Below are 26,727 nucleotides of genomic sequence, written 5' to 3'. Positions count from 1 at the left end.
GAAATTGACGCTTCCCTTGAACGCATTAAATCAATTCATCCAAAAACCTGGAAGAAGATAGAAAACTGGGGCAGGGAAACTTCAAAAGTTTCGCACTACCAGATCGATATGGCAAACACTTTAGGAAATCGTATTAGATCAAACAGAGTCATTTCGGATATTGAAAGAAAGCAGGGAGAAGAAATTCTAAATGTCGTGGCGAATGAAAACCCGGAACTATTCTTTGACATGGAAGAATTTTTTGATGAAGATGAAAACAAAAAACAGGAAGCAGAAGAAATTACGATTGACCTTGTTAAGAAAGTAGTTCAATGGGATAAACGTAATAAACGACTTAAGCCCTATGAATATCGTTTCATGTCAGACCTTGCTGACGGTAAAAAAGGTATGACCAGTAGAAATTTATATATAGCCGGGCTAAACTTAAAAAAAGTACAAAAATATGGATTTAAAGATTAGGCCAACGCAGCAGTAACACACAATGGCTGGCCGCTCAAAGCCTCCCGCAAACCAAAGCCAGCCAAAGAGTGTGCCTGCCCATCCTGGAAAGAGAAATTTTCAAAAATGCCCCACGCGCGACTAAAAAGAAAGACGATGACTCTAAATCAGATGGACAATTAAGAATATTTTAATCGGTTGTCAATGTTGAAAAAAACAAAAAGAATGAAAAGCACGATGCCCCAACAAAGGCTAAGAAAACCCGAAAAATCAGACGGAACTACCTTATATAATGGCTAACTTTGCAAACAAAAACGTAGACAATTGAATACAATACATAAAATAGTAAATGGTGACAGCCGACAGATGAATCTCATTGAAGACAACTCGGTTAATTTAGTAATTACTTCACCACCATATTGGCAATTGAAGGACTACGGAACAGAGAATCAAATAGGGTATCATGAGGACTATGAAACCTATATCAACAACTTAAATCTTGTTTGGAAAGAGTGTTATCGGGTTCTTGATAATGGATGCAGGTTGTGTGTAAATATCGGAGACCAATTTGCCAGGGCCGTTTACTATGGTCGATATAAAGTAATCCCCATCAGGACTGAAATAATCAAATTCTGTGAAAGCATCGGATTTGACTATATGGGAGCCATTATTTGGCAAAAACAGACTACTACAAACACGACTGGAGGCGCTTCATTGATGGGTAGTTTTCCAACACCAAGAAATGGTATTCTTTCAATTGATTACGAGTTTATTCTAATTTTTAAAAAACTTGGAAAACCGACAGCTAAAGTAACTAAGGAAATAAAAGAACAATCAAAAATGACCACGGAGGAATGGAAAGAATATTTTGCGGGTCATTGGAATTTTGGGGGAGCAAGACAGGACAGTCATATAGCTATATTCCCTGAAGAACTACCCAAACGACTTATAAAAATGTTTGCTTTCAAAGGGGAAACCGTTTTAGATCCATTTATGGGAAGTGGAACAACCTCATTGGCTGCAAGAAATTTGGAACGGAACTCTATTGGCTATGAAGTAAATCCCGAATTCATTGAAATAGCAAAGGACAAATTGAATATTAACAAGGCCGATAATATTTCGGATACATCTTATGAATTCCTAAACGATTCCATTGATTTAGATATCGAAAATGAGTTTCAAAATTTGCCTTATCGTTTTGTGGATTTTCAAAAATTTGATAAAAAGGTTGATCCTAAAAAGTTGCAATTTGGCTCAAAAATCGACAAGAATGGGAGTAAAAGGGAAGAATATTATTCTGTAAAAGAAATTATTAGCCCTGAGCTTGTAAAGCTAAACAATGACCTCGTTGTAAGACTAATTGGCGTTAAAGAGAAGGATATTTCGAATGGTTCAGCAAAACAATTTCTTTACGATAAAACGAAGGGGCAAAAGGTTTTTATGAAGTTCGATAATCAGAAGTATGATGATGAAAATAATCTATTGTGCTATCTGTATTTGAAGAACAAAACCTTTTTGAATGCCCATCTTATTAAAGAAGGTTTTGCTGAACCTGACCAATTACAAGAATTCAAATACAAAGAAAAGTTCATTAATCTTTCAAAACAATCAGATGCCGAATAGTTTTAGTCAACAAGATAGACAAAGACTTCTAACTGCTTTAAGGCAAGGTAGGGCAACAGCCATCGGAGCAAGAAGATTAACGCAAGCATTAGGCTATCCTACAGGTGGCAACCCAGTAAGATTAAGAGCTTTGATAAAGGAATGTAATTCTTAATAGGTATGTAAAAACTTTTATTTCAGCTTTTACTGCTTAATTTTGATATTGATCATTTATCAAGTTAAGCGAATCAGAACGCGCGAGACAGGCGTAGCAGCAATGGTGAAATACCCTTGCAAGAACCGATTATCTTTAATTTATAAACACGAAAAAATGAAAAAATTAATTCAGGCACTCTTCGTCAGCTTACTGGTTTGCGCTTCAAGTAATGTATATGGTCAAAATACAAATATCAGCGATTCATTTGACTCCACGCAAACATATAAAATAGAACTGAATGACGGCTCGGCATTTTTCGGTAATATTCTACTAAAAGATTCGATTAATATGGTAATGAGAACCTCATCCATACCTAAGCTTGAAATCCCGATTTTAAAAATAAAAAGAATAGATGAAATTGATGAATCAAATCTAAAAAACGGGAGTTACTGGTTCCCCAATCCAAATGCAACAAGATATTTATTCTCACCATCAGCTTTTAATTTAAAAAAAGGGGAAGCGTATTATCAGAATACATACCTTTCTATAAACTCTTTCAATGTGGGGATTACAGATAATATATCCATAGGTGGAGGGTTGGAGTTTATTTCTACATTCGGCTCGCTTGCAGCCGGTAGTTTTGAACCCATATTTTTTATCACACCTAAGATTGGTGTTGAAGTTACGGAAAGCTTTCATGCCGGTGGTGGGCTTTTATATGCCAGTCTTCCACTTTTTGGTTCTTTTAGGAGAAGGGGATTTGGGATTGGTTACGGAGTTGGAACATACGGTTCTACAGACCACAATATAACTGGCGGATTAGGCTGGGGATTTTTTGAGGAGGAATTTTCAGAAAGGCCAATTATTACTTTTTCAGGAATGACGCGAATAGCTAAAAAAACAGCATTAGTAACTGAGAATTGGTTCGTTCCGATTGATAGTTACTACGGTGTTTTCTCATACGGAATAAGATTCTTTAGCGAAACGATGGCTGTTGACCTGGCTTTCATCAATAATGCCGACCTTGCTGAAGTTTTAATTGTAGGCATGCCATATATCAGCTTTGTTGTGAAATTATAACTGAATCCGGTTCAGGATACACGACACAGCCGTGCAAGCAACAATCACTCTTGCGTGCCCATATTTTATCCTATATTTGCATGAATGACAATTGACGACAATGAAATTTTTAATACGACACCTTTTAGTCATTTTTTTGACCTTTTGCTTTGGGACAACATTTTCTCAAACAACAGACAGTTTAAGTATTTTTCCCAACCCTTTTAAAAATTCCACTACCATTCATTTTGATATTGTTCAACCTGACACAATTTCTTTACGTGTATTTAATCGTTTTGGAGAAACAGTAAGAACCTTTTTTCAGGCGACAATTTTACCAGGCGGCTCGTACAACGTAAATTTACTTGGAGACAGCTTAGATGACGGTGCTTATTTCGTTCGGCTTGACATCGGCTCAAACCAAAGTATAGTTAAATATGCCATCAAATGTGGCTCTGTTACAGGTATTTCAGATAACAAACCAGATGACAAAGTTCTTATATTTCCTAACCCGACAATTGACCGCATATCAATTCCTTTAGCCGGTAACAAGATAATTATTGTAACAGACCTGAATGGAAAAATAGTAAAATCCCTCACGACTGACAAGCAAGTAATTTCTCTTTCCGACATATCGGCAGGACAATACATTATAACTATATTGACAGACCAAAACGAAATAATTACGACACAAATAATACTGAAGAATGAATAAAATACTGGGTATATAAGCGAGATCAGGACACGCGCCACAGGCGCGCGCCAGCATACATTATTCGATTGATAAACATGTAAAAATTTTCACGATGAGCTATATAATATTTTTAAACATATTTTTGACCTTTTGTTGCCTATTGCCATTTGGACAAAAATGCAGTGCCCAATCGCTGACCGTTAACTTTCATGAAATTCAGGTATTCACTGGACCGACAAAAAATGGAACTCATATATTGAAAATGGACATTAATGGTTTGACTTTAAGAAAAACAGACTTATCGGGAAATTCTAACCATACATCCAAACTCGTTAATTTTAGAGAATTAGAAGGTTCAGATTTAAAAGACTATAGGAAAAACTTTAGTGACTTATTAGAATTTTTAAATGAATTTAATTACAAGTCCTTCGAACCGCTGAATAAAGAAAGTGAAATTCAAATAATTGAAGATGATACCTTAACAAAAGAGCGTCTTATTTCTTCACATGATTTAGGAACCAGAATACTGATTATTGATAATAACTTTGAATCATATTTTATTAGATACTATCTCTGTGAAGAACAACTTGACACATTAATTAAAAAGATAAATAAAGTGATTCCAAAAAAATTAAGACCTGATTATGAGTTTAGAAAAAGGTGTGACTAATAAAACGTTTGCCATTAACACTTAAGAAGATTTGGGGCGAAAAAAAGATCCTCAAGGTTCGTTTCTCGAGGCTACGTTTCTGACAGTTGGGCAGGAAAAGGCTTCGAAAAGCACCACGTTTCTTATCTGCAAACCGTGCCTTCAACGCCACCCAATCGACACTACATGCATTATTACCAATAACAGCTGCTCTGAATTCCGTCCCTCAAAAACCAAAAAATGCACTGCAGGTCAAGTGCTTGCAGTGCATTTTTGATGAATCTGGTGACCTCAAAGGGACTCGAACCCCCAACCTTCAGAACCGGAATCTGACGCTCTATCCAATTGAGCTATGAGGCCAATTGTGGGGCAAAGATAAGGACTATAATAAACCGGAAGGAACCGTTTTATCAGCTCCTTCCGGATTTTAAAATAACATGCACCCTTGTAAGCCGGGTTCTGTATTCCCAAAGGAATTTCTATCATTTATCTGAGCGGCCAACCCTCCCCGCTTTCTACCCTTTCAGGCAGAAGTTGAGTGGGCACTCTTCTCTCCAAAAAGTGTAAGCAGCAGGAGAAGCGAGGTATATTCGGCCTTGCAACCCGCAAGGTTTACCCGCCCGGATTATTACCAACCCGGGCCGTGAGCTCTTACCTCACGTTTTCACCCTTACCCTTTCAGGCGGTTATTTTCTGCGGCACTGTCTGTTTCCTGTGCATCTCTGCACCGGAACCCGCTGTTATCCAGCGGTGCGGCACCCTGTGTTGCCCGGACTTTCCTTCCCGTACATTAAAACGGAACGATAGAACCAGGTGCATGTCAAGCTTTAAAAGAACGATATGGCAATCATGCAAACCCAGTGCAAAAGGGTTTCTTCTCCCAATTGGGGTCTCAGAATAAACCCGATAACTTAAATCCAATTGTCCCCCCCGCAGCAACTTGCCTTTTGCCAACGCCAACAGCCAACGGCCAACAGCCAACTGCCAATTAATTAAAACTAAACCCATGCAAAACGATGCCGGCCGTAACCGGGTATAGCTCCGGGCCCCGTCCTTCCTCGAAAAGCGGGGACATATCGTAATTGGCGTATAGCGTAAACTTGCTCAGGCCCAAGCGGGCAGTAACTCCGTAGCGGATCTGCTGCACATTAAAATTATCCACCAGTTTTGTTTTATGATTGTCCTCGTTTACGCTTTTGGAATAAATGCGGAATGTATAACCGCCATAACCGCCAACAATTAACCGAAAGCTTTTTCCCCGTTCTTCTGCATTGTTTTCAAACTGCAACATGAGTGGCACCAGGAAGCTTTGCGTAGTAAGCTTGCTCTTTTTAAGCGGAACTTCTGAGCCCATAAAAGCAAACCGGCTGGAATCAGGAATTAAAACAATGTCATCCTGGAACGAGTAATTGCGGTAATCAACCGAGAGTCCATAGCGAAGCCACAGTTTATCGGTTCCGAGCCGCATGGCCTGCTGAAAAAGGTGCAGGCCCACATGCACGGAACGTGAATAATTCAGGTCCAAACCCGCAGCACCGCCACTATCCGGCATGTTAAAGGAATTCTCATGAAGATAAGGATTTATTCCGAGGTCCAGCAGCAACCATTCTGTCTGAAAATTCTTCAGCTCTTCCTTTTTCTGCTTATCCCCTTTTCCAGATTCATTTCCAAAATTTAATTGCATTCCCTGGTCGGATATTGACACACTCACCCTGTCATTTTTGCGAGTGGTATCGGGTGCCGGTTTCATTTTCAGATCTTTCATCAAATCTGCCAGGCTGTCAAGCTGTTCATCCAGCGTTGTCCTGATTCCCTGCATTTCTGCACGCACCGAGTTGAGGCGCGCTTCCAGCGCCTCTCGCTGCTCCTCAGTCATTTCACTGCCGGTCTTCGTTTCCTGGCTCATCGCGTTCTGCGAAATGCACAGCACAGCCATCATCAGTATAAATCTGATCGTTTTCATAATTTTTAATTAATATTTAAAATTGTTTTAATTATTTCAACCCTGGGAAATTTGCTGAGAAAACGAACTGCTCACTTTCCAGCTTAAACTTATAGCGCTTCTTGCCCTCAACTTCGTGTTTTTCCACAGTTACCTGGTCGTTATACCCGGTAATTCTTTTAAGTAAATTGCCCCCCATTGCCAACAATCCCTTCTGCTGTGTACTAATTTCTGAAGTAAATATTTTTTCCTTCACTTCTCCTATCCCAGAAGGGTCTGTCTTTGCTATGGCCGTATTCTCCGATTGTCGAGGCTTTTCAAGGATCCTTTTGGGTTCCGTTCGCTCCACCCTGATTTCAGTGGCAGCAATCTTCAATGCTTCCGGTTCTACCGGCATTTTAATTAATATTCCGGTCTTTGGCTGAGATTTTACCGAAGCCTCTTGTGTTGCATCTGCACCCGAAAGTGTTGTTTTAATCAAATCATTATTATTCACTTTACTTTGAATTTTAATGTCTGATTTTACAACGTTTATTTTAGTACCATCTTTTTTATCCTCAAATTCTTCTTTTCCCGCTGCAGCAATTAATTCTTCAGAATGTGAATGAGCTTGTCCATTAAGAATTGAGTTTTCTTTTTCATTTAAGTCTTTCTCAATTTCACTGTTTTGTGAAAACACAACAGAATTTTGTGGCTCGTCCGATGGCCGCATAAGCACGAGTACAAGCGCTATGGCGAAAACCATCATTGCAGCGGCTGCTATAGCGCCTGCCATTTTCCAACCCGTTGAGAGCTTGATCACACGCCCCCGCTCCTCGCGCATAAGCGATGTTTTGTTCCGGTATACCGGTGGCTCCTCTTTCGTATCCAGAAAAGTCTTTTGCAGCAACACCAGCTCGTCTTTGAGTTCAGGATTTTGCTCCAGGAATTCCCGGACCTCTTCCTCCTGCGCTGGCACAAGCTCTCCTTCGAGATATGCTACAAGATATTCTTCGTAATTACTATAATTGATTTTCATTAATGCCCTCCATTTTGAAAAAAAAATCTTTGAGGTATTTTCTTGCTCTGAAAATGTAGACTTTTACCTGACTTGAGTTCAGGCCCGTAATGGTGCCGATCTCATCATAACTGTAACCTTCATAATCGCGCAGCATCACTACTGATCGCTGTGCTTCAGGCAACAGGGCCAAACCTTTTTCAAGCAATTGCATGCGGCCGGTATATCCTTCATCTTCATAGCCATACGTTTCGCAGTGTACTTCTTCCAATGCTACTTCGCGCTTTGTTTTTCGTATCTGGTCAATCATATTATGATAAGCTACTTTAAAAAGATAGGCTTTGGCGGTTTCAAAAGCTACCTCATCGCGTTTCCTCCACAGGATCTCAAAGCTATTCTGCATCACATCCTCAGCCGTCAGTTCGTCTTTCAGGTTTTTTTTGATAAACCTGTAAACTCTGTCAGAGTAAAGGGTCACACATTTATTGTATTCCTGTGGTGTCATCGTCCTGGAACCTTTTACGGCTGGCTGTTCTAAAAGTTACACAAGAACAAAATATTTTTTTCAGACGGGTAAAAAGAGGATTATTTGTCGCGGACAAAATCTTCCAGATATTGGAAATCTTTAGTGAGATGGCCATCCTGTGCTATCGTAGCGCGTTCAAAGAGTTTGTCACCAGGATTTACGTGGAACCGTGGCAGCACTTGGGTTGACAGCGCTTCGCCAAACTCGCGGGAAGCATCTTTCGGGAGCTCGTTCGGCAGGTTTACAACAGACATTATATCAATCGTATGCGGCTGATAAGGTGCTTCATTCGCATCTTCAAATGGATTGTATCCGCAGACGGGATCTGCGGTGGTAGTAAACTTTAGGGTAATCGGTACGGAACCCTGAATATCAGACGTAATGTCCGCAATGGTCCTGATCCTGAAACTGCTTTTTTTGGCGTCTTCCTTCGTGAAAAGTGGCGGGGCGGCAGGATTCCAATAAATGCCATTGATCAGCACATCTGCCACCTCAGCATAGGGCTGAAAAAGGCTTTTGTATTCATCAGGCTTTTGATGGAAATCATCGCGGTCATAACCAAAATTGTATTTGTGCCGGAACAGATCCTGGGAAAAAAGCTGCGTATATACCGGACCTTCAAAAGTTTTATTAAGAAAATCTTCGGGGGTTACTGAAGTAACGCCTATTTCATCAAGCAATTCGCAAACTCCGCCTGCAACCCTGCCGCTGCCGGTCAACACTATTTTCATGGCCGGCAACTCAATGGATTTGTATTCCCGTAACATCTCTTTGAGGCCGTCACATTGTGCCGCAGGTTTTATTTTATAGGCTCCTGTGCGTTTTCCGTACATCAGCATAGCATAGTGGCCACCCACCAAACCGGCAAATCGTCCGAATCCTATAAGCCGGTTTTCGCTGCTGTCCATCAGCACTTCGTAGTCAATAAGGCAAATTTTCTTTTCGAGAATCGCGCGCAGCATATCGCGGTTGTATTCCTGCTCCTTCATCGTATGGCTGAAGAACATGTAGGTTTTCTGCTCCAGCATCTCTTCCACCGGCACTTCCTTCACGCCCATCAACAAGGAACATTTGCTGAGATCAGTGGATACTGTTACGCCCTTTGCCTCATATTCTTCATTGGTAAAGCATCTGAATTCTGATGGCTCCACGATGATGGTAAGCTTGGGGAAATGTGCCATGAGTTCGGCAGCCTGAATAGGTGTAAGAGGTGTCCGTTTGTCCGGTTCCTCTTTTTTTTCAGCTATTACTCCAAAAACACTTGTAGGCATACATTAGAAAAATTAGGCGGGCAAAGGTAGCAAAATCGGTAACAGGCCATTTCCGGTATATAGGAAGTTTGCCCTTTTGGCAGCTTTCAATCCACAACAACTATGGATTGTTTTTTGTACCCTTGCAACGCCTAAAACAACGTGTTTTATCAATGTTCTTTTAATATTTGGGGCCGACCGGATTTGACGGCATAAGAGGTGTTGCGTAAGCATGCCGGACTTTGTGAGTTTGTCCGAAACAAAATTCTCAACTTGCTTTAAACGGCAACAATTATTCTTACGCTTACGCTGCGTAACCTAGGCGTTACACAGTAAGCAGTTCCCGGAGCGTTATGCTTGTAAGGCGCTCCTCGGAACTTCGAAACATTACAGGATAAGCTTTGAGGTTGCCTTGCCTCAGGGTCGAAAATTCAATCAGGGCTTTGGTAGCGTTACGGTAAGCAATAGACCAGGCGCTGCCGAGAACCAATAATTTGCTAAGCATGAAGAAAGCGCATGACTTTTTTTGACCGGACGAGGGTTCGAATCCCTCCGGCTCCACTTTTATTTTTTCAAAATTTAAGACCAATATTTATTAAGACAAAACCAGCCCCCAGGCTGGTTTTTATGTTTAAAGCCAATTTGTCCCACGGAGGTTAAGAGTTTATTTTTTAATTAAATTAAAAAGTGGAATATATATCTCAATTTTTACTCAATGCCAGGCTCAACAGGCGTAGGGTTTAAAACCCCACGCTATTGAGCTACAAAGTAAAGCCGATAGTAACTTTGAGCACCTTTCCATTAAAATACCAGTACACATTAAAAAAGCCCCACCTGAAAACAGGTGGGGCTTTAATTGAAAAAAGGATACTCAAGAACTAAATCATTTTATCATCAATTTGCTCACGTTTACCGCTGTATTGCTATTAGTGGTTTTCATCACTTCCACCAGATACAGTCCCGCAGGCATTTCATCCAAATTCAGTTTCCAGAGATTCTTTTGCCCTGCTGCCGCCTGCTCATTGGTGCGCATCACTTCCTGGCCCAGGTGGTTCATTACGCGGATGGTGACATCACCGCTTTCCTTGCTGTTGTGAAGAATATTCACCAGTCCGTTGGCAGGATTCGGGAATATCTCCAATGCCAGAGGAAGCGAAACATTGGCCTTATCGAAAATTCCGGTAACCGTAGTTGTTCCTACCTCAATTTCAAGGTCTTCCACTTCAGGATTATCATTGGTCAGGTCTACGACAAGGGGAACGGTAGTTTTGCCAATTACCTCAGAATAGACCTGGAACTGGCCGAGCGGAATATCATCGAAAGCGAATTTGCCGTCAGCACCAGAATATGTATACGCTACCGGAGAATCGTCCATATTCAGCAGCATTACCTGCACACCTTCCAGTGGATCGCCAGGGCCACCTTTTTTGTTGGCACCCTGTGAAATCAAACCACCTACAAAGCCGGGGCCTCCGGGGTTGGTGCCGCTCAACAACCGGAAAGAGTGGTTGTAAATTGTTTGGCTCGCCACTACGTTAATTTCAATTGCATTATTCCAGAACAACACACTGTCATAATAAGTAGGCAGGAAATCGGTGTAATCAGGATCTGCGCTTGTAAGGGCAGCTTTCACGAGGTAGCGGTTGCCGGGTGTTACCTCAAATGCATACATTGAATCGCCATTCATGCTGTCAACAAACGTGAGCGTACCGGCAGAGCTGTCATGCTCTATCAGGTAAGCGGTGAGGCTTGAGGCAATATTGTTTCCCTGCAGTCCTTTATAGATCATTCCCTGGATAAAGTACTGGGGTGGTGGCAGGTTGATCCACTTGGCGATCGTATCAGCACAATGGGAGCTGCTTACGATAAGAGTGACATAAGCCATCGTATCAGGCGCAATGGAATAGTAGTGCTGTGGCGAATGCTGTGTAGAGGTATGTCCGTCTCCAAAATTCCAGTGCATATTCCCGTTGGTCGGGGTGCTTAGGTTGGTAAATTTGATATAATTGGCGCCTGCCGGAGCATAAGAAAAGTCAGCATTGCATGTTGGCAAAGAGACCGTTACAGAATCGCAGAATTGGCTCCAGCAATTGGTTGACGAATTCCAGATGATAAGGCACACTTCGTAGGTGCCATTAGCCGAATAAGTATGGGTGGGATTGACCTGAGCGGAAGTATCTCCATCACCAAAGTCCCATGTATGGATTACGTGGCCGCTATAGACGGAGGTATCATAAAACTTTACCTGCGCACCATTGACTGAATAATGAAAATCAGCCTGGCAGGAGGAAGCCTGAATCTGTATTTGTTTAACAATAGTATCTGCACAACCGCTTCGATGTGCCAACAGTATTACATCGAAAGTGCCGGATGTATTGTAGTTGTGAACAGGATGTTCTGCTGTCGAATTAGACGAACCATCACCAAAAATCCATTCATAGCTGAGGCTGCCTGTGGTAGTTACCGAACTGTTGTAAAAATTAACCTGACTTCCATTAATGCTATAGCTGAAATCTGCATAGCAATTTTTGCTTCCTACCCAAATGGTGTCCCAGTAAGAATCGAAACAACCATTGAGGCTATCAATTAATTGAAGGTTAACTCCGTATTGTCCGGGTTGGGAATAATGGTTGGATGGATTCTCGAGGTTAGATGAGTTGCCATTACCAAAACTCCAGAACCAGTAAACCTGTGATCCTGAGTAAGTGGAGGTGTTGGTAAAATCTACGGTCGAATCGTTCAGCACATTGAAGGTGAACGAGGCATTGCATTGTGCGGCAGCAGGGGCATAGGAAGTCATCATTCCTGCCAGTATTATTAATGGCAAACACCATTTGGCCTTTGCCGCTGTCAAATTGAAAATTTTTGTTAAGTGCATCATAATTAGTTATTTTTTAAATTTCTATTACAAAGAAACTGTTAGAACAGGCGACAACCAACACTCAATGACTATAATCTTTCCTGTTCAAATTTTAATATAAATCCTTTTTTCTAAGTATTCATCAACAAATAGTACAGATAATCTTACGAGCTCAGTCTGGATGATTTAATCCTCCTTTCGCAGGAGTGAGCTGTCAAGGATGTCTGGTTGCGGCTCAGCTTCATCAGGTTCCTGCGGCTGCAGCAGCTTTTTGTTTCCCACAAGGAGAAGGCTGAACAATCCCAGAAGGAAGAAACCTCCGAGGGTAAAAACGGAATTCCTCATGCTGCCTGTAATATCTTCAATAAGGCCGTATGAAGCCGTGCCCACCACGATGGCGATTTTCTCCGATATTTCATAAAAGCTGAAGTAGGATGCATTGTCCCGCGAAGGCGGCAGCAGTTTGCTATAGGTTGAACGTGAGAGGCTTTGGATTCCGCCCATCACCATCCCCACGACAAATGCCAGACCGTAGAAATGATATTCAGTGTAGGTGAAATAGGCTCCGATGCACACGCCAATCCAGATAATGATGGCAACGGTCAGGGCATTGATATTCCCAAACTTCTCTGAAGCGCGCGAGAAAAGAAAAGCCCCAAGGATCGCCACAATTTGAATTATTAAAATGGTAATAATGAGGCTCTCGGTTTCGAGTTTCAATTCTTTGGATCCGAAAAGGGTGGCCATATACATGACGGTTTGCACGCCCATGCTGTAGAAAAAAAAAGAGGTGAGAAACAGCGAAAGCCTCGGCAGCCTGTGCAGCGAATACACTACTCTTCTGAGTTCGTCCAATCCTTTTCTGACGATTCTTTTGGTAGAAGGTCCGGCAGGTACTGAATCGGGAAGATTCGCAAACGTGATCTGTGCAAATCCCGCCCACCAAAAGCCTACAAGTAAAAAGGAAAATCGCGAAGCAAAACCTTTGGTCACGCCATAAAAATCCGGAAAAAGGATCATGCTCAAATTAAATAATAGCAGCACTACGCTCCCTATATAACCCATCATGTAGCCGCGGGCACTAAGCCGGTCGAACCTGTCAGGCGTGGCAATTTCAGGCAAATAGGCATTGTAGAAAACAAGGCTGCCCGTGAAGCCGATGGTAGCTGTAGCAAAACAGGCCAGCCCGAAAAACAGATTTTCGCCCGTGAAGAAGAACAACGCTGAACAACCTGTTGCCCCCAGGTAAACGAAGAATTTCATGAAACGCTTCTTATGCCCGCCATAATCGGCAATGCCTGACAGGAACGGCAGCAGGCAACCTATAAACAGAAAAGAAACTGAGAGCGTATAGGAGTAGATAACCGTATTTTTGAAGCTGAATCCAAACAACCACACGATGTCTGTGCTGTCCGTTTTGGTTACTTCATCATAAAAAATGGGAAAGATCGTTGAGGTAATTACCAATGGATAAACGGAATTGGCCCAGTCATAAAAGGCCCAGGCATTCATCGTTCTTGGCTGATTCTTCTTCGCGTGTTCTGCCATCTCTGAAAAAGTCTAAAATTAATTTGTGCAAGTAAGGCAATTTTGAAATTGCACCGCACATCAGGCCCTCCGGAATTGTTAGTTTGGTGTTGGACCGTTTATTGAATATTTAAGCATCAAAACAGGAAAAATATGATTCAAGCACTTATATTACAATTAGTTATATGGATTTTTCTTCCCCTTCATCTCCTGGTGGCTCAGCCACCGGATGACGCTGCTGCCCCCGCTCCACCTAAAGCAGAGAACTTCTCTTTCACCTTTGGAGAGAAGTTGGTCTATAAAGTAAAATATAGCCTGTATCTGAATATCCATGTCGGAGAAATAACCTTTGAGGTAAAGGATAAACCCAAGACAATCAATGGAAAGCGATGCTATCATATTTCCACCATCGGCCGCACTTATGGCTTTTACGATCCTTTTTATAAAGTGCGCGACCGCTATGACAGTTACGTACATACCGAGACACTGCTCCCTCTTGTATTTCTCAGGTTTGTAAATGAAGGCGGCTATAAGTTCAATGAATCCGTGGTCTTTAACCATGAAAAACTTTTAGCCAAAAGTGAAAAAAGAGTTCAGTCCATACCTAAGCAGACGTACGACATTATTTCCGCGATTTATTCAGCACGCAATATTGACTACGAAAATGCCAGCGTAGGAGACAGCTTCATGATCAATGCTTTTTTGGATGATACTACCTATATGGTAGGGGTAAAATATTATGGTACTGAAGAAATAAAAACCTCAGCCGGCAAATTCAGATGCCTGAAACTTCGGCCCATTCTTATCGTTGGCCGCATCTTTAAGAGTGAAGAAGATATGGCGCTATATGTAACGGACGACAAAAACCGGATTCCCGTGAGGATCGAGTCAGGCATTAGTGTTGGAGCAATAGTAGCAGACCTCAGCACCTACGAAGGGCTGCGAAACCCAATGACCTCCAAACTGAAATAATAGCCGCAAACCTTTTTGCAACATTTCCTGCACTCATTGTTATTACGATAAGCAGGTCTGATACTCGCTTGCTCGTGAGCTTCCGCCATTCTATTGATGAAAACATTCCTTTTATTTTTCTTTCTCCTGCCTTTGATGGCAATTAGCCAAACGTCCGATTACCGGGCATTTAAGCCGGGTGAGGTCTTGGAATACCGGATCCACTACGGGCTGATCAATGCCGGCTATGCTCGCTTCGAAGTGGGGGAAGAGCTGAAAAATATAAATGGAAAACCACACTACCAGATTGGAGCTATTGGCAGAACCACTGGAGGATGGGACCTCGTTTATAAAGTGCGCGACTATTACAACACATATCTGGATACTAAAACTTTGCTTCCCTCCTTTTTTATCAGGAACGTTACGGAGGGTGACTATAAAAAAAAGGAATCCTATATATTTATGCGCAACTCGAATATGTTGCGAAGTGGGGACAAGGAATTTGCAGTTCCTCCTAAGATACATGATATTCTTAGCGCCCTTTATTACGCCCGCTGTATTGATCTTTCCAAACTAAAGGCAGGCGATTCACTTAATATGTTCACTTTCCTGGATGACGAATTATTTCCGGTTGGAGCCACCTATACCGGAACCACCACGATTAAAACAAAGCTTGGAAAATTCAAAGTGTACATAATTAAACCTAAATTAATAGAAGGAAGAATATTTAAAGATCAGCGCGATATGACCCTCTATGTTTCGGCTGACAAAAATCAACTTCCCATCCGCATTGAGTCAGCCATTTTCGTTGGTTATATCCAGGCAGATCTTTCTGAATTCCAAAACTTAAAGTATCCACTTACAAGCCGGGTTTCTCAATGAGGGATTGAATGAATCCGGCCATTCTATATTCCCCAATTTATTTATGAATATATGGCCAGGGCTGAAAAAAATCAAAATATTGAAATGGTTAAAGCCATTCTATCGTTGGGTTAACTTCTTGCCCCACGAATTAATTCGTGGGCTATATTTATGGATAATGACATACAACAAAATAACGATCGAGCCTTATAAAAATCGAACCCATAGCTCACGGTTTTAACCGTGGGAAAAGCGATTAAACATACACCCCAAACCATTTCAATGGTTTTAAAACTATAACTATTCATCCTCATTTAATAAAGGCAATTGGGTAGGTTCTGCGGCAAACGGAGAAGAAACCGATTCCACGCTGTAGCCTGCATTTCGTAATTGCTGCAATACGCCCTCTTTCCCGGGCAAGTGCAGCGCACCCACCGCCAGAAACGTAGGCCGGCTCTGCATCAGGCTGTCCATGCGATGCGCCATGATCTTGTTGCGGTCGCCCAGCAGGGATTGGTCAAAGTTCAAAGGAATATCTTCCTGTTCCTTATAAAACCGGTAAAGTTTATCCATGTCCTGAGACAAATAAATCCGCATCATTTCATCGCTCAGGGAATCCGATTCGTCCATATCGCTTATTTGCTGCTGAAGCATGGCTGCCTGGTCTTCCAGCGAAATGGCATCCAGTGCCTGCATCTGTTCCTCCACAGTTTCAATGCCGGTAACTTCCTTGCCCATCGCCTTTCCATACTTCTCAAAAAAATTATCCACCGTATGATCGCCCGATTTTTCCATACGGTTTTCCATTATTAAGGTACTGATAAATATCGGCTTCAGCTTTTCCACGACCAAGCCCATCATCGGATTCACTTCTTGCACCAGCGCCTTCACTTTTTCCACATCCTCTTCAGGAAGCAGAGCGCTCAGCGTGGTATCCATAAATATATATTTGAGCAAACCCATTTGGGCCTGTAGATCATCATCCAAAATTACTTCCACCGCCACCACATCGCTTTGGGCTATGGCATCCAACACTGCAGGGCCAAAACTCGTCAGCCTTTCATCCTGCCAGTGCATCGTGCCGTAAAGCCAGGAATTCTGCGTCAGTCCATTGCCGCTGATCCGATAGAGCAGCGTAGTATCCTGTGCATCAGCCCACGAGCATGTAATTACGATCGCAAGGAATAGGAGTTGAAATATTCTTTTCATTGATTCAAAAAATATATTTTAAAGATTACAAAAGTAAAATATTGACTTTCTATAAACCCAATAATTCATTTAAAACAAAATATCCATTTCCTGAAAAAGACACTTTACCACGTCAGCTCTGGAATCCATGAACCCGCTGGTTACTTTTGGCTATAATCCTTTTATTAATCCCACAATGCGCTTGGGCCTAAAAACCGTGAAGCCACCTCTTTTTACCAATCGCCAATTGCGAATTGCTCATAGCACCAGAAGGAAAGCACAAAAATTTGGCATGTTCTCAAATTGCAGCCATAAACCCGGTCAGCGTCCGCAGGCTGAAACCGAATTTCTCCTAACTTTGCGCCCTGTTTACACGCGAAAACTGAGAAATGAGCAACAACGAAAACAAAGACCGAATCCTCCAATTCAGGAATGCACTGCGCGAAGCGCTGTACGAAGAAATGAAACGCGATGACACGGTATTCCTTATTGGTGAAGAAGTAGCCGACTATAATGGTGCCTACAAAGTAAGCGAAGGACTGCTTGATGAATTTGGCGCGAAACGGGTGATAGACACGCCCATTGCCGAACTTGGTTTTGCAGGAATAGCGGTAGGTGCAGCCATGAACGGGCTCCGGCCGGTCGTTGAATTCATGACCTTCAATTTTGCCCTGCTGGCGATTGACCAGGTTGTAAATTCAGCCGCCAAAATCAAAAGTATGAGTGGTGGCGAATTCGGTTGTCCAATTGTATTCCGTGGACCAACAGCCTCTGCGGGCCAGCTTGGCGCGCAGCACAGCCAGGCATTTGAAAACTGGTACGCCAACGTACCGGGGCTGAAAGTGGTGGTGCCCTCCGATCCTTATGATGCTAAGGGCCTGCTGAAATCCGCAATCCGGGATGATGATCCGGTTATCTTTATGGAAAGCGAACAGATGTATGGCGATAAAATGGAGGTACCTGAAGAAGAATACCTGATTCCAATTGGCAAAGCCCACGTGAAGCAGGAAGGCTCTAACGTAACGTTCGTGTCTTTCGGCAAAATACTTAAGGTAGCACAAGCCGCTGCCGACAAACTTGCCGAAGAAGATATTTCTGTGGAACTGATTGATTTGCGCACCATTCGCCCGCTGGATTTTGAAACCATCGTGAAATCGGTGAAAAAGACCAACCGCCTCGTGATCATTGAAGAAGCATGGCCTTTTTCCTCCATTTCCTCCGAAATTTCGTATCAGGTTCAAAAGCACGCGTTTGATTATCTGGACGCTCCAATTAAGCGAATCACCACGGCTGATGCTCCGATGAACTATGCGCCCACACTCGTGGAAGCCCATTTGCCGCAAGTAGATCAGGTTGTGGAAAAAGCCAAAGAATCCTTGTATGTCAAATAAGTGAAGGTTTAAATGGTGAATTCAGATAAATTGAAAAGCAGGCAATTTCATTTATTAAATTGGAATTCAGTTTTAAATTTAACTATATACTTGTTTAATATAAATGCTGAATTACGATCTCGCAATTGCTATACAACTACTGTTTATCAATTATCAGAAATTTGTTTAAGTGTTAAATCTTTTATTCAATCCCCAAACATTTAAATTTAAACTTTAAAAAAATGGTCATTAACTGGGAAATAATTAAAGACTATAAAGAGATCATCTTTTCCTATTATAATGGAATTGGAAAGATCAGCATTAACCGGCCAAAGGTTCACAATGCCTTTACTCCACTCACGGTGCAGGAAATGAGTGAAGCCATGGAGCTTTGCCGCCAGGACGAGCGCATCGGTGCGATTATCCTGACCGGAGAAGGTGGAGAAGCATTTTGCAGCGGTGGCGACCAAAGCGTACGCGGCCACGGTGGCTACGTAGGCGAGGATACCGTTCCGCGCCTTAACGTACTCGACCTGCAAATGCAGATCAGGCGCATTCCTAAACCTGTAATTGCAATGGTGGCGGGCTGGGCCATTGGTGGCGGGCATGTGCTCCACGTGGTGTGCGATCTCACCATTGCTGCGGATAATGCCCGCTTCGGACAGACCGGCCCCAAGGTGGGCAGCTTCGATGGCGGTTTTGGCGCCAGCTATCTCGCCAGGATTGTGGGTCAGAAAAAGGCCCGTGAGATCTGGTTTCTCTGCGATCAATACAATGCAGAAGAGGCGCTGGATATGGGACTTGTGAATAAAGTGGTGCCGCTGGCTCAATTGGAAGAAACCACCATTGCGTGGTGCAACAAAATCCTGGAGAAAAGCCCGATTGCCCTGCGCATGTTAAAGGCTGGATTTAATGCTGAATTAGATGGACAGGCCGGCATACAGCAATTGGCGGGCGATGCAACCCTGCTTTATTATTTAAGCGAAGAAGCCAAAGAAGGCAAAAATGCTTTTATCGAAAAACGCAAACCGGACTTCAGTAAGTTCCCCAGGTTTCCTTAGTGAATTGGTTCAGGGTTCCGTGTTCAATGTTCAGGGTTCCGTGTTCTGGGTTCACTGCTCACTGATTCACTGTTCACTTTTCACTGCTCACTGTCCAGTCGGTATATTTTCTCCAGAATCCGGTAAAGTTCGGGGTGCTTACGTTCAAAGAGATTGGGCCGCTCGAAAAAGTATTCGCTCACCACACTGAAAAATTCGGCTTCGCTGGTGCTTCCATAAGGATGAATATCTGAATCCCCCTCCTGAACTGCTTTTATCTCGTTGCGCATCAGCTTTAGCCAGGGGATGATGTATTGCTTATCCATGAGATATTCTGGAATTCCATCGGTGCTGCCATCAGCCTTGTCGAGCAAATGCACAAATTCATGAATGGCCACGTTGTGCTTATCCGTCTTGTTGCCAAACCCCTTTCGCAGCGAAGGGCGGGATAAGATCATCTTATTGTTCAGCGTTCCGGTTCCGACCATTCCTAAAATGGACCGGTCGTCTCCTTCCAGATCGTAATCGTAAGCAAAAGAGTCAGGATACAACAGCACTTCATTAATGTTTCTGTACTCCCAATCAGGAAACCGGAAAAGCGGTATAACTGCGCTTGCCGCCACCAAAATCCTGTCTTCATCAGTAACTTTGGTTTTAATGCCGGTAATGGTGCATTGCCGCAGGAATTTTAAAACCCCGGCCTCAAACTCCTTCTTTTCTTCAGGCTCAAGGCGCTGATAAAAACGAACCTTATCTTCAAGGATTTCCTTCCATCCCGGCTTTAGCGTTTCCCTGCTTTTTGATGTGGCTCCCCGCCATCTGCTCCGGGATGCTTTTATCATCAGCCACACGAATACGAGGAAAATGATGAGGGATGCTGTTTCGATCATGCGTGAAAAGTAAAGGAACTGCCGCTTTCGCTATGAACTGCAAAAATTAATAATATTGCCAAATAAGCGCTCTGTTTATTTTTTCCATGAAAAAGAAATTGCTGATTCTCTTCCTGATCATTCTCCTGATTGGCTTTCTCCTTCCGGAGAAAGTTATCATTCCTGTGGAAAATGCTTCTGCCAGAGACTGGCACCCGGAAACATTCTGGTATTACCCCTGGGGAAAATCAGTGGTGCATAAGGGCATTGACATTTTTGCTGAAGAAGGACGCCCTGTTATATCTGCCGATCATGGCCTTGTGGTGTTCAATGGAGAATTGAGGCGTGGCGGCCAGGTAGTAGTGGTGATGGGTCCTAAGTGGCACTTCCATTATTATGCACATCTGCGCTCGGCCGATGCCGGTTTACTTTCATGGAAAAGCCGGGGCGAAAAACTTGGTGAAGTAGGCTCAACCGGCAACGCTGCGGGAAAACCGCCTCATTTGCACTACAGCATCTTCACGCCTATCCCGTATTTCTGGCGAATTGACGGTTCGCCAATGGGCTGGGCCAAAATGTTCTTTCTCAATCCCATCCAAAAAATGCAGCATTCACCGCTTTAGCCGGAAGCCCGTCAGAAAATAGCTGATTACAATCTTATCAGTGCGAGGTGGTCTTCAAAATCAAAAAAGCCTTTCTTGTCACATGTTTATTGCTAAAAGTCCATATTTGCTCCCGGAATTTATCACTAACCATTTTCTCAAACACAAACAAAAAAATTCTTATGGAGTACTTGGTTTACTTAATCCCTGTATTTGGGGTGATTGCCTTGCTGTTTACGCTATTTAAATCCTCGTGGGTCTCAAAACAGGATGAAGGCACTGACCGGATGAAAAAAATTGCTGCCTACATCTCAGAGGGTGCTATGGCGTTTTTACGGGCAGAATATAAGGTGCTAGCCATCTTCGTCATCTGCGTGGCCATACTGCTTGGTGTTTCGGCACAGGCAGATACCTCCCACTGGCTTGTGGCTGTTTCATTTATAGTAGGTGCCCTTTGCTCGGCACTGGCGGGTTTTATTGGAATGAAGGTAGCCACCAAGGCAAACGTCCGTACCACCCACGCTGCACGGACCAGCCTGGGAAAAGCGCTCGAAGTAGCATTTGCCGGAGGCTCTGTCATGGGATTGGGTGTGGTTGGCCTGGGTGTTCTTGGGCTGGGTTCACTCTTTTTAGTCTATAGTTACATGTTCGGAGTAGGCGATGCTGCTTCGCTGAACCGGGTGATCACAATCATTACGGGCTTTTCCTTCGGAGCGTCATCCATTGCACTGTTTGCCCGCGTGGGTGGTGGCATCTACACCAAAGCGGCTGATGTTGGAGCTGATCTGGTTGGAAAAGTGGAAGCCGGTATTCCTGAAGACCACCCGCTGAACCCCGCCACTATCGCTGATAACGTAGGCGATAACGTGGGCGATGTTGCCGGTATGGGCGCTGACCTCTTTGAATCTTATGTGGGATCCATTATTGGAACGATGGTGCTGGGCGCGGCCTTGATGGCCACTGCCACCCTGGTCAATGGTGAATCAGGAGGCTCGTTTGCAACTGCAGACGAATTCAATGGACTTTCAGCAGTATTACTGCCTCTCGCGCTGGCAAGTGTTGGCATCATAACATCCATAATCGGAACCTTTTTCGTAAAAGTAAAAGAAGGCGGAAACCCGCAGAAAGCCCTGAACATGGGTGAATTTGGCTCTTCCTTTATTATGCTTGTTGCATCCTATTTTCTCATCACATGGATGCTGCCTGAAAGCTGGACATTCAATGGTGAAACTTATACCAGCACGGGTATTTTCTGGGCCACCATCATTGGCCTTGCTGCCGGTTTGCTCATAGGAATGATCACCGAATATTACACAGGTACTGGGACTAAACCTGTACGCTCTATAGTAAATCAATCGCTAACGGGTTCGGCCACTAACATTATTGCAGGACTTGGGGTGGGTATGATGTCCACCGCAATTCCGATCATAATCATCGCTTCTTCTATCATCGGAGCGTATGCAATGGGCGGACTTTATGGAATCGCTATCGCTGCCGTTGGAATGCTTTCAAACACAGGTATTCAACTGGCTGTGGATGCTTACGGGCCGATAGCCGATAATGCGGGTGGTATTGCAGAAATGGCTGAATTGCCTAAAGATGTGCGCAAAAAAACGGATAAACTGGATGCAGTAGGAAATACAACCGCTGCCATCGGAAAAGGCTTTGCAATCGGTTCGGCTGCACTAACAGCGCTGGCACTCTTCAGTGCTTACATGACGACCGCACAAATCACAACCATTGACATTTCCCAGCCAATGGTAATGGCGGGACTGTTCCTGGGAGGCATGTTGCCTTTCCTCTTTTCAGCATTGGCCATGCAGGCTGTGGGCCGCGCAGCCATGAGCATGATCCAGGAAGTGCGCAGGCAATTCCATGAAATACCGGCATTGACCAATGCACTTGCCGTGATGCGTAAGAATGAAGGCCGCGAGCAGGACACCTGGACGCAGGAAGACCGTGACACCTTTCAGGCAGCGGACGGAGCTGCAGAATATGGAAAGTGTGTGGATATTTCAACAAAAGCCGCCATTCGCGAAATGGTGTTGCCGGGTATTATTGCAGTACTCGTTCCGGTAGCAGTAGGCCTGGTACCCGGATTACTTGGAATTGACGGAGGCGCAACAATGCTTGGTGGACTGCTGGCAGGCGTTACGGTTTCAGGTGTATTAATGGCAATTTTCCAGAGCAATTCAGGAGGTGCCTGGGATAATGCTAAAAAAATGTTTGAGGAAGGGGTAGAAATTGACGGCAAGCAATATCTGAAAGGAAGCGAACCTCATAAAGCAGCCGTAGTAGGTGATACTGTAGGCGATCCTTTTAAAGATACCTCCGGCCCTTCCCTCAATATTCTGCTGAAGTTGATGTCAGTTGTGGCGCTGGTGATTGCTCCGCTGCTGGTTCCGGCTGATTTGGCGGTGGGAGAACTGGAGCAATCGCCCAAAATAGAGTTGGCTGTTCCCGCTGATAACCAAACTGAAGATGATGCGGAAGCTGCCAATTTTGAAACGGAAGTTGAGGTTTCTCATCAAAAGTTATCAGCAGGCGTGGCTACACCTGCCCAAAACCCGGTGGCAGAGGCAATGCAGGAATAGTTTCACAGAACTGAATTTTGATCAAGATAAAACGTCTTGCTCCGGACATCCGGGACAAGACGTTTTTTTTTATTCCGACTCATGATTAGGAAAAAGGGGTATCAATTCCGGCTGTGGCGCATCCACCTCGTACTCGTCCTGCATCTGCTCCAGCAGAAAAATCCGGTAGCCTTTGCGCTCTGCTTCCTGCACGGTCGTGATCGTTTCTTCCAAATGATAATGGCTGATTTTGCCGTCTGCTTCGACCCTATACACGATCAGCAATTCGGAATCAGGTATTTTATTCAGAAATTTCAAAGCATGTTCATGCCAGCCGGCAACAAGCATCACAGGTTTTTCTACCTGCGACAGCTTTTGTAAGAGTGTACTAAAATGTCTGAAATGATATTCCCGGTATTCCATATTAAGTAAAACAGGTCCTTTATAAATTCCTGTGTGGCCAAAAGTAACGACCGGGGAAATCAAGCAGCCCGCAATAACTACCAGCAATACCTGTCGCCTGAGAAAAAGGGGAAGTAACAGCATGATCCAAACTACTGTTGGGATAAGATAAGCCGCTTCGTGCGGGAGGTAAAGAAACAGCAGGAATGAGAGCGAAATTCCCGCACCGCCTGCCATCAGCAGCCGCCTCTGGCTGTTATCCGCTTTCAGGGTTTCAGGCTTCTTCAGCCAGATGATAACTTGCCACAAGACCGCAGCAAGAAGAAAAACAAGACCAACCCTTCCCCATAATTCCTGTGTAATCATGCTTACTATTCTGCGTAAGCCAATGTCAGGACCGGTATAATAGGTTAAAAAATTAAAGCCATAGGTACTGATAACAGGAATGAAGTAAAGCAAACTGCCCGCTGCTGCTGCCAGGCACAGCTTCAAATAAATGCGTAACGGCTGGCGTGGGATCAACAAAAGCAAGGGCACAAACATGAGTACGGAGGTAACGCGACAACTCAGCGAAATGCCCAGCAAAAGCCCCGCAAGCAGAAATTCATTTTTTACTGCGAAATAATTTCCGGCCAGGATAAAAGCCATTGCCCACATATAATCTACGCTGGAAACACTGTTGATGTAAATAATGGGAACAAATGAAAACGCCAGCGCGAAAAGGAACGGGAACGGAAGCCGGAAATGCCGGAGCAACAGGAAAAAGAATACCGTTGCAACAGCACTGAAAACCGCAGAAATGAGATTGAAAATAAAATAGGATTCTGGAAGAATGGCGTATAGCAGTTCAGGCATGGGATAGCCTGGCAGCCGGGAGGTCACATAATGGCCGGTCTCAGCAATATGGCGGGCTACGAGGGCCATATTCCAGCTATCGGGATCCATTCCAAAACCGCTGGACAAAAAGGGCAGGCGCGACATCAGCACCAGCACAAACAGCAGCACAGCCTGGATTTTGGGGTTTTTCATCAAATGCAAACATAAAAAAAGCGGCCCTGTAGCAGGACCGCTTTTAATCATTCGCTGTCAACATTTTCAAACCCTGTCAGATAATTCTTTCCCGGCTTTAAATTTCACTACGTTTTTAGCCGGAATATTTATCTCTTTTCCGGTTTGGGGATTTCTGCCTTTGCGGGCTGCACGGTTGTTAACTGAAAAAGTTCCAAATCCAACCAAGGTTACCTTTTCTCCATTCTTCAATGCCTCACCGGTTGAATCAAGAATGGTGTTTAAAGCAGTTTGTGCCTTGGATTTTGAAATGTCGGCCTGTTCGGCAATTTGGTTTACTAAATCTCCTTTGTTCATGTGTTGTTTTTATTAAATGGTGAATTGTTGACTCTTATCAAGGGTAAATTTAAACATACTGGAATCAGAAAAACAAACCACCGCCTAAAAAAAATCGCTGAAGTTCCTATTCTACAAGGCTTTTGTTTGATTTCAAAAATATCTGTAAAAACATCTAATTTTTATAAGTAACTGATGATCTGAAGTTTGCAGTGAATTGCTGAAAAATTTATTCTCCCACTAAAGTCCATTCAGCAACAACAGGATTTTTTTAGATTTTTTCACTGGCCATGCAGGTTTACCTTGACAATCGCCTATTCAAGCTTCCGAAGATACATTGGAATTACGTTTTCGAGGCCGAAATAGAGCGCGTCCGATATGAGGGCATGACCGATGGACACCTCATCAACGTGAGGCAAATGTTGTTTCAGGTAGGCAAGGTTCTCCAGATTCAGATCATGCCCTGCATTAACTCCCAGACCAAGCTCATGGGCAAGTTCTGCGGCCTTAATGTAGGGAGCTAAAGCTTTTTCTGCATTTTGGGTATAATTAGCGGCATAACCTTCTGTATAAAGTTCAATGCGGTCAGCATCCGTTTTGGCGGCCGCCTCTATCATGCTGAGAGCAGGATCAATAAAAAGTGAAACCCGGATCCCTGCTCTTTTCAATTCGCCCACTATCTCTCTCAGAAAGTCAGCCTCGTCAAGTGTGTCCCATCCGTGGTCAGAAGTTAGTTGCTGCGGCTTGTCAGGGACCAGCGTTACCTGATGCGGCTTTACCTCCAGCACGGTATCCATGAATTTCTGGCTGGGATAGCCCTCTACATTGAATTCGGTAGATACCACGGCTTTCAGCGGAGCAAGGTCAGAATAGCGGACATGCCGCTCATCAGGCCGCGGATGCACGGTTATTCCCTGTGCTCCAAATCGCTCGCAGTCTTTTGCTACCTGGATCAGGTCAGGATTATTGCCACCTCTCGAATTCCGCAGCAGTGCCACTTTATTTATGTTCACGCTCAGCCTTGTCATTTCCTTTTGAAATTTAATGATTTACACTTTTTTACTACAACGGGTGCCACCATTTCAGGGGCTTAAACTGATGAAAGTTTCACAATGTTCTGCTTTGGTAACTATAGCTTATCCTGCCGTATCAGCAACCGGTAGCGCTTGAGGATCTGTTGCTGGGATGCTCCGGCCTTATACATGAACCAGATCAGGAAGTAAATGGCCTGCAGCCTGAAAATTCCGTTATCACGATATTTCCGGGCAGAAGTAGTCACTGCCCGCGGCAATACCCGGAAACGCCCCTGCTTTTTCAACCTGCTGATAATTTCCTGATCCTCCATAAAGATCAGGTTTTTAAAACCATTGCACGTTGAAAAAAGATGACGGGTTACAAACAGGCTTTGATCACCAAAACGGAATGCATTTACATTGAAGCGCGTAAACCAGCAGTTGAGCCGCAGAAACCAATGATCATCATCTAAGCGTAAACGGTAGGAGCCGGCATCAAAACCGGCTTTTACTGAAGATAACATCTCAGTTGCAAAACCTTCAGGCGGATAAGAGTCTGCATGGAGAAAGTACAGGATGTCGCCCACGGCATGGGAGGCTCCAAAATTCATCTGTGCAGCCCGGCCTTTTTCTGGCGATGAGATCACCGTAGCACCCGCATTGTGCGCTAAGGCTGCGGTTTGGTCAGGACTTCCGCCATCACTCACAATGATCTCACAGATGGTTCCGGGTTCCGCGTTCGATTTTAAAAAAGAGATAAGATTCCCCACGCCCTCTTCTTTAAAGGTTGGAATAATTACACTTATTTTCATA

The 26,727-nt window shown here is 43.7% G+C and carries 23 protein-coding genes, 1 tRNA gene and 2 other RNA genes; 12 read left to right on the top strand and 14 right to left on the bottom strand.

Going from position 1 to position 26,727, the window contains the following annotated elements:
• From WD077_01090 to WD077_01070, 5 genes are all read left to right on the top strand, one after another.
• Window positions 1–459, top strand: a 459-nt coding sequence (locus WD077_01090; GenBank protein ID MEX0965804.1) for an abortive phage resistance protein, incomplete at its 5' end; no start/stop codon positions are given.
• Between the two features lie 345 nt (window positions 460–804).
• Window positions 805–2,061, top strand: a complete 1,257-nt coding sequence (locus tag WD077_01085) for a DNA methyltransferase (protein ID MEX0965803.1) — start codon at window positions 805–807, stop codon at window positions 2,059–2,061.
• A gap of 310 nt (window positions 2,062–2,371) precedes the next feature.
• Window positions 2,372–3,277 carry a hypothetical protein gene (locus WD077_01080; GenBank protein ID MEX0965802.1) on the top strand — a complete coding sequence of 302 codons (906 nt, stop codon included), beginning with the start codon at window positions 2,372–2,374 and terminating at the stop codon, window positions 3,275–3,277.
• 100 nt (window positions 3,278–3,377) lie between these two features.
• The gene (locus WD077_01075; protein ID MEX0965801.1) at window positions 3,378–3,971 is read left to right on the top strand and encodes a T9SS type A sorting domain-containing protein; all 594 of its coding nucleotides are present in this window, start codon (window positions 3,378–3,380) and stop codon (window positions 3,969–3,971) included.
• 91 nt (window positions 3,972–4,062) lie between these two features.
• Window positions 4,063–4,620: a hypothetical protein gene (locus WD077_01070; GenBank protein ID MEX0965800.1), complete on the top strand. Its 558-nt coding sequence runs from the start codon at window positions 4,063–4,065 to the stop codon at window positions 4,618–4,620.
• Window positions 4,621–4,882: 262 nt separating this feature from the next.
• Here WD077_01070 and WD077_01065 read toward each other — a convergent pair.
• The 6 genes from WD077_01065 to WD077_01040 form a co-directional block, all read right to left on the bottom strand.
• A tRNA-Arg gene (locus WD077_01065) sits at window positions 4,883–4,959 on the bottom strand.
• Between the two features lie 72 nt (window positions 4,960–5,031).
• Window positions 5,032–5,419, bottom strand: an RNA gene (gene rnpB / locus WD077_01060) — RNase P RNA component class A.
• A gap of 168 nt (window positions 5,420–5,587) precedes the next feature.
• The gene (locus tag WD077_01055; protein ID MEX0965799.1) at window positions 5,588–6,562 is read right to left on the bottom strand and encodes an outer membrane beta-barrel protein; all 975 of its coding nucleotides are present in this window, start codon (window positions 6,560–6,562) and stop codon (window positions 5,588–5,590) included.
• A 31-nt stretch (window positions 6,563–6,593) separates the two neighbouring features.
• Window positions 6,594–7,559 (bottom strand): hypothetical protein, encoded by a 966-nt coding sequence (locus tag WD077_01050; protein MEX0965798.1) that lies wholly within the window; start codon window positions 7,557–7,559, stop codon window positions 6,594–6,596.
• Window positions 7,543–8,043: an RNA polymerase sigma factor gene (locus WD077_01045; protein ID MEX0965797.1), complete on the bottom strand. Its 501-nt coding sequence runs from the start codon at window positions 8,041–8,043 to the stop codon at window positions 7,543–7,545. Before WD077_01045 ends, WD077_01050 begins: the two co-directional genes overlap by 17 nt.
• Before the next feature lie 80 nt (window positions 8,044–8,123).
• Complete coding sequence (locus WD077_01040) at window positions 8,124–9,335, bottom strand: NAD(P)-dependent oxidoreductase (protein MEX0965796.1); 1,212 nt, start codon at window positions 9,333–9,335, stop codon at window positions 8,124–8,126.
• A gap of 169 nt (window positions 9,336–9,504) precedes the next feature.
• Here WD077_01040 and ssrA point away from each other — a divergent pair.
• Window positions 9,505–9,878: a transfer-messenger RNA gene (gene ssrA / locus WD077_01035) on the top strand.
• A gap of 319 nt (window positions 9,879–10,197) precedes the next feature.
• On the opposite strand, the gene WD077_01030 is transcribed toward ssrA, so the two are convergent.
• Together WD077_01030 and WD077_01025 are read right to left on the bottom strand one after the other, a co-directional pair.
• Complete coding sequence (locus WD077_01030) at window positions 10,198–12,195, bottom strand: PKD domain-containing protein (protein ID MEX0965795.1); 1,998 nt, start codon at window positions 12,193–12,195, stop codon at window positions 10,198–10,200.
• Between the two features lie 165 nt (window positions 12,196–12,360).
• Window positions 12,361–13,722 (bottom strand): MFS transporter, encoded by a 1,362-nt coding sequence (locus WD077_01025; protein ID MEX0965794.1) that lies wholly within the window; start codon window positions 13,720–13,722, stop codon window positions 12,361–12,363.
• A 132-nt stretch (window positions 13,723–13,854) separates the two neighbouring features.
• Between WD077_01025 and WD077_01020 the strand changes: the two genes are divergently transcribed.
• Together WD077_01020 and WD077_01015 are read left to right on the top strand one after the other, a co-directional pair.
• Window positions 13,855–14,673: a DUF3108 domain-containing protein gene (locus WD077_01020; GenBank protein MEX0965793.1), complete on the top strand. Its 819-nt coding sequence runs from the start codon at window positions 13,855–13,857 to the stop codon at window positions 14,671–14,673.
• A gap of 96 nt (window positions 14,674–14,769) precedes the next feature.
• Window positions 14,770–15,534, top strand: a complete 765-nt coding sequence (locus WD077_01015; protein ID MEX0965792.1) for a DUF3108 domain-containing protein — start codon at window positions 14,770–14,772, stop codon at window positions 15,532–15,534.
• A 279-nt stretch (window positions 15,535–15,813) separates the two neighbouring features.
• Here the strand turns inward: WD077_01015 and WD077_01010 are convergent, their stop codons facing one another.
• A complete protein-coding gene (locus WD077_01010) occupies window positions 15,814–16,722 on the bottom strand; it encodes a TraB/GumN family protein (protein ID MEX0965791.1) in 909 nt (302 codons plus the stop codon).
• Window positions 16,723–17,090: 368 nt separating this feature from the next.
• Here WD077_01010 and WD077_01005 point away from each other — a divergent pair, with 368 nt between their 5' ends.
• Entirely contained in the window at window positions 17,091–18,092 is a 1,002-nt protein-coding gene (locus WD077_01005; protein ID MEX0965790.1) for a pyruvate dehydrogenase complex E1 component subunit beta, read from the top strand.
• A gap of 221 nt (window positions 18,093–18,313) precedes the next feature.
• Complete coding sequence (menB, locus tag WD077_01000; protein ID MEX0965789.1) at window positions 18,314–19,132, top strand: 1,4-dihydroxy-2-naphthoyl-CoA synthase; 819 nt, start codon at window positions 18,314–18,316, stop codon at window positions 19,130–19,132.
• Window positions 19,133–19,212: 80 nt separating this feature from the next.
• Here menB and WD077_00995 read toward each other — a convergent pair whose 3' ends face one another.
• Window positions 19,213–20,001: a M90 family metallopeptidase gene (locus WD077_00995; protein MEX0965788.1), complete on the bottom strand. Its 789-nt coding sequence runs from the start codon at window positions 19,999–20,001 to the stop codon at window positions 19,213–19,215.
• Window positions 20,002–20,087: 86 nt separating this feature from the next.
• On the opposite strand from WD077_00995, the gene WD077_00990 reads away from it, so the two are divergent.
• Both WD077_00990 and WD077_00985 read left to right on the top strand, forming a co-directional pair.
• Window positions 20,088–20,603 (top strand): M23 family metallopeptidase, encoded by a 516-nt coding sequence (locus tag WD077_00990; protein ID MEX0965787.1) that lies wholly within the window; start codon window positions 20,088–20,090, stop codon window positions 20,601–20,603.
• 161 nt (window positions 20,604–20,764) lie between these two features.
• The gene (locus WD077_00985) at window positions 20,765–23,176 is read left to right on the top strand and encodes a sodium-translocating pyrophosphatase (GenBank protein MEX0965786.1); all 2,412 of its coding nucleotides are present in this window, start codon (window positions 20,765–20,767) and stop codon (window positions 23,174–23,176) included.
• 69 nt (window positions 23,177–23,245) lie between these two features.
• On the opposite strand, the gene WD077_00980 is transcribed toward WD077_00985, so the two are convergent.
• From WD077_00980 to WD077_00965, 4 genes are all read right to left on the bottom strand, one after another.
• Window positions 23,246–24,586 carry a hypothetical protein gene (locus WD077_00980; GenBank protein ID MEX0965785.1) on the bottom strand — a complete coding sequence of 447 codons (1,341 nt, stop codon included), beginning with the start codon at window positions 24,584–24,586 and terminating at the stop codon, window positions 23,246–23,248.
• A gap of 66 nt (window positions 24,587–24,652) precedes the next feature.
• Window positions 24,653–24,922: an HU family DNA-binding protein gene (locus WD077_00975; protein MEX0965784.1), complete on the bottom strand. Its 270-nt coding sequence runs from the start codon at window positions 24,920–24,922 to the stop codon at window positions 24,653–24,655.
• A 293-nt stretch (window positions 24,923–25,215) separates the two neighbouring features.
• On the bottom strand, window positions 25,216–25,929 hold the full coding sequence (locus tag WD077_00970) for a pyridoxine 5'-phosphate synthase (GenBank protein ID MEX0965783.1): 714 nt from the start codon (window positions 25,927–25,929) through the stop codon (window positions 25,216–25,218).
• Window positions 25,930–26,030: 101 nt separating this feature from the next.
• Window positions 26,031–26,726, bottom strand: a complete 696-nt coding sequence (locus tag WD077_00965) for a TIGR04283 family arsenosugar biosynthesis glycosyltransferase (protein ID MEX0965782.1) — start codon at window positions 26,724–26,726, stop codon at window positions 26,031–26,033.
• Window position 26,727: the final 1 nt, after the last annotated feature.

The sequence above is a fragment of the Bacteroidia bacterium genome, assembly GCA_040880525.1.
Lineage (GTDB): Bacteria > Bacteroidota > Bacteroidia > CAILMK01 > JBBDIG01 > JBBDIG01.
Note: the sequence above shows the minus strand (reverse complement) of the source record. Positions and strands in the feature narration are given on the sequence as shown.

Coding starts and splice junctions, on each gene's coding strand:
- WD077_01085 (MEX0965803.1), top strand. CDS start 805: ATGAATCTCATTGAAGACAACTCGGTTAATTTAGTAATTACTTCACCA.
- WD077_01080 (MEX0965802.1), top strand. CDS start 2,372: ATGAAAAAATTAATTCAGGCACTCTTCGTCAGCTTACTGGTTTGCGCT.
- WD077_01075 (MEX0965801.1), top strand. CDS start 3,378: ATGAAATTTTTAATACGACACCTTTTAGTCATTTTTTTGACCTTTTGC.
- WD077_01070 (MEX0965800.1), top strand. CDS start 4,063: ATGAGCTATATAATATTTTTAAACATATTTTTGACCTTTTGTTGCCTA.
- WD077_01055 (MEX0965799.1), bottom strand. CDS start 6,562: ATGAAAACGATCAGATTTATACTGATGATGGCTGTGCTGTGCATTTCG.
- WD077_01050 (MEX0965798.1), bottom strand. CDS start 7,559: ATGAAAATCAATTATAGTAATTACGAAGAATATCTTGTAGCATATCTC.
- WD077_01045 (MEX0965797.1), bottom strand. CDS start 8,043: ATGACACCACAGGAATACAATAAATGTGTGACCCTTTACTCTGACAGA.
- WD077_01040 (MEX0965796.1), bottom strand. CDS start 9,335: ATGCCTACAAGTGTTTTTGGAGTAATAGCTGAAAAAAAAGAGGAACCG.
- WD077_01030 (MEX0965795.1), bottom strand. CDS start 12,195: ATGATGCACTTAACAAAAATTTTCAATTTGACAGCGGCAAAGGCCAAA.
- WD077_01025 (MEX0965794.1), bottom strand. CDS start 13,722: ATGGCAGAACACGCGAAGAAGAATCAGCCAAGAACGATGAATGCCTGG.
- WD077_01020 (MEX0965793.1), top strand. CDS start 13,855: ATGATTCAAGCACTTATATTACAATTAGTTATATGGATTTTTCTTCCC.
- WD077_01015 (MEX0965792.1), top strand. CDS start 14,770: ATGAAAACATTCCTTTTATTTTTCTTTCTCCTGCCTTTGATGGCAATT.
- WD077_01010 (MEX0965791.1), bottom strand. CDS start 16,722: ATGAAAAGAATATTTCAACTCCTATTCCTTGCGATCGTAATTACATGC.
- WD077_01005 (MEX0965790.1), top strand. CDS start 17,091: ATGAGCAACAACGAAAACAAAGACCGAATCCTCCAATTCAGGAATGCA.
- menB (MEX0965789.1), top strand. CDS start 18,314: ATGGTCATTAACTGGGAAATAATTAAAGACTATAAAGAGATCATCTTT.
- WD077_00995 (MEX0965788.1), bottom strand. CDS start 20,001: ATGATCGAAACAGCATCCCTCATCATTTTCCTCGTATTCGTGTGGCTG.
- WD077_00990 (MEX0965787.1), top strand. CDS start 20,088: ATGAAAAAGAAATTGCTGATTCTCTTCCTGATCATTCTCCTGATTGGC.
- WD077_00985 (MEX0965786.1), top strand. CDS start 20,765: ATGGAGTACTTGGTTTACTTAATCCCTGTATTTGGGGTGATTGCCTTG.
- WD077_00980 (MEX0965785.1), bottom strand. CDS start 24,586: ATGAAAAACCCCAAAATCCAGGCTGTGCTGCTGTTTGTGCTGGTGCTG.
- WD077_00975 (MEX0965784.1), bottom strand. CDS start 24,922: ATGAACAAAGGAGATTTAGTAAACCAAATTGCCGAACAGGCCGACATT.
- WD077_00970 (MEX0965783.1), bottom strand. CDS start 25,929: ATGACAAGGCTGAGCGTGAACATAAATAAAGTGGCACTGCTGCGGAAT.
- WD077_00965 (MEX0965782.1), bottom strand. CDS start 26,726: ATGAAAATAAGTGTAATTATTCCAACCTTTAAAGAAGAGGGCGTGGGG.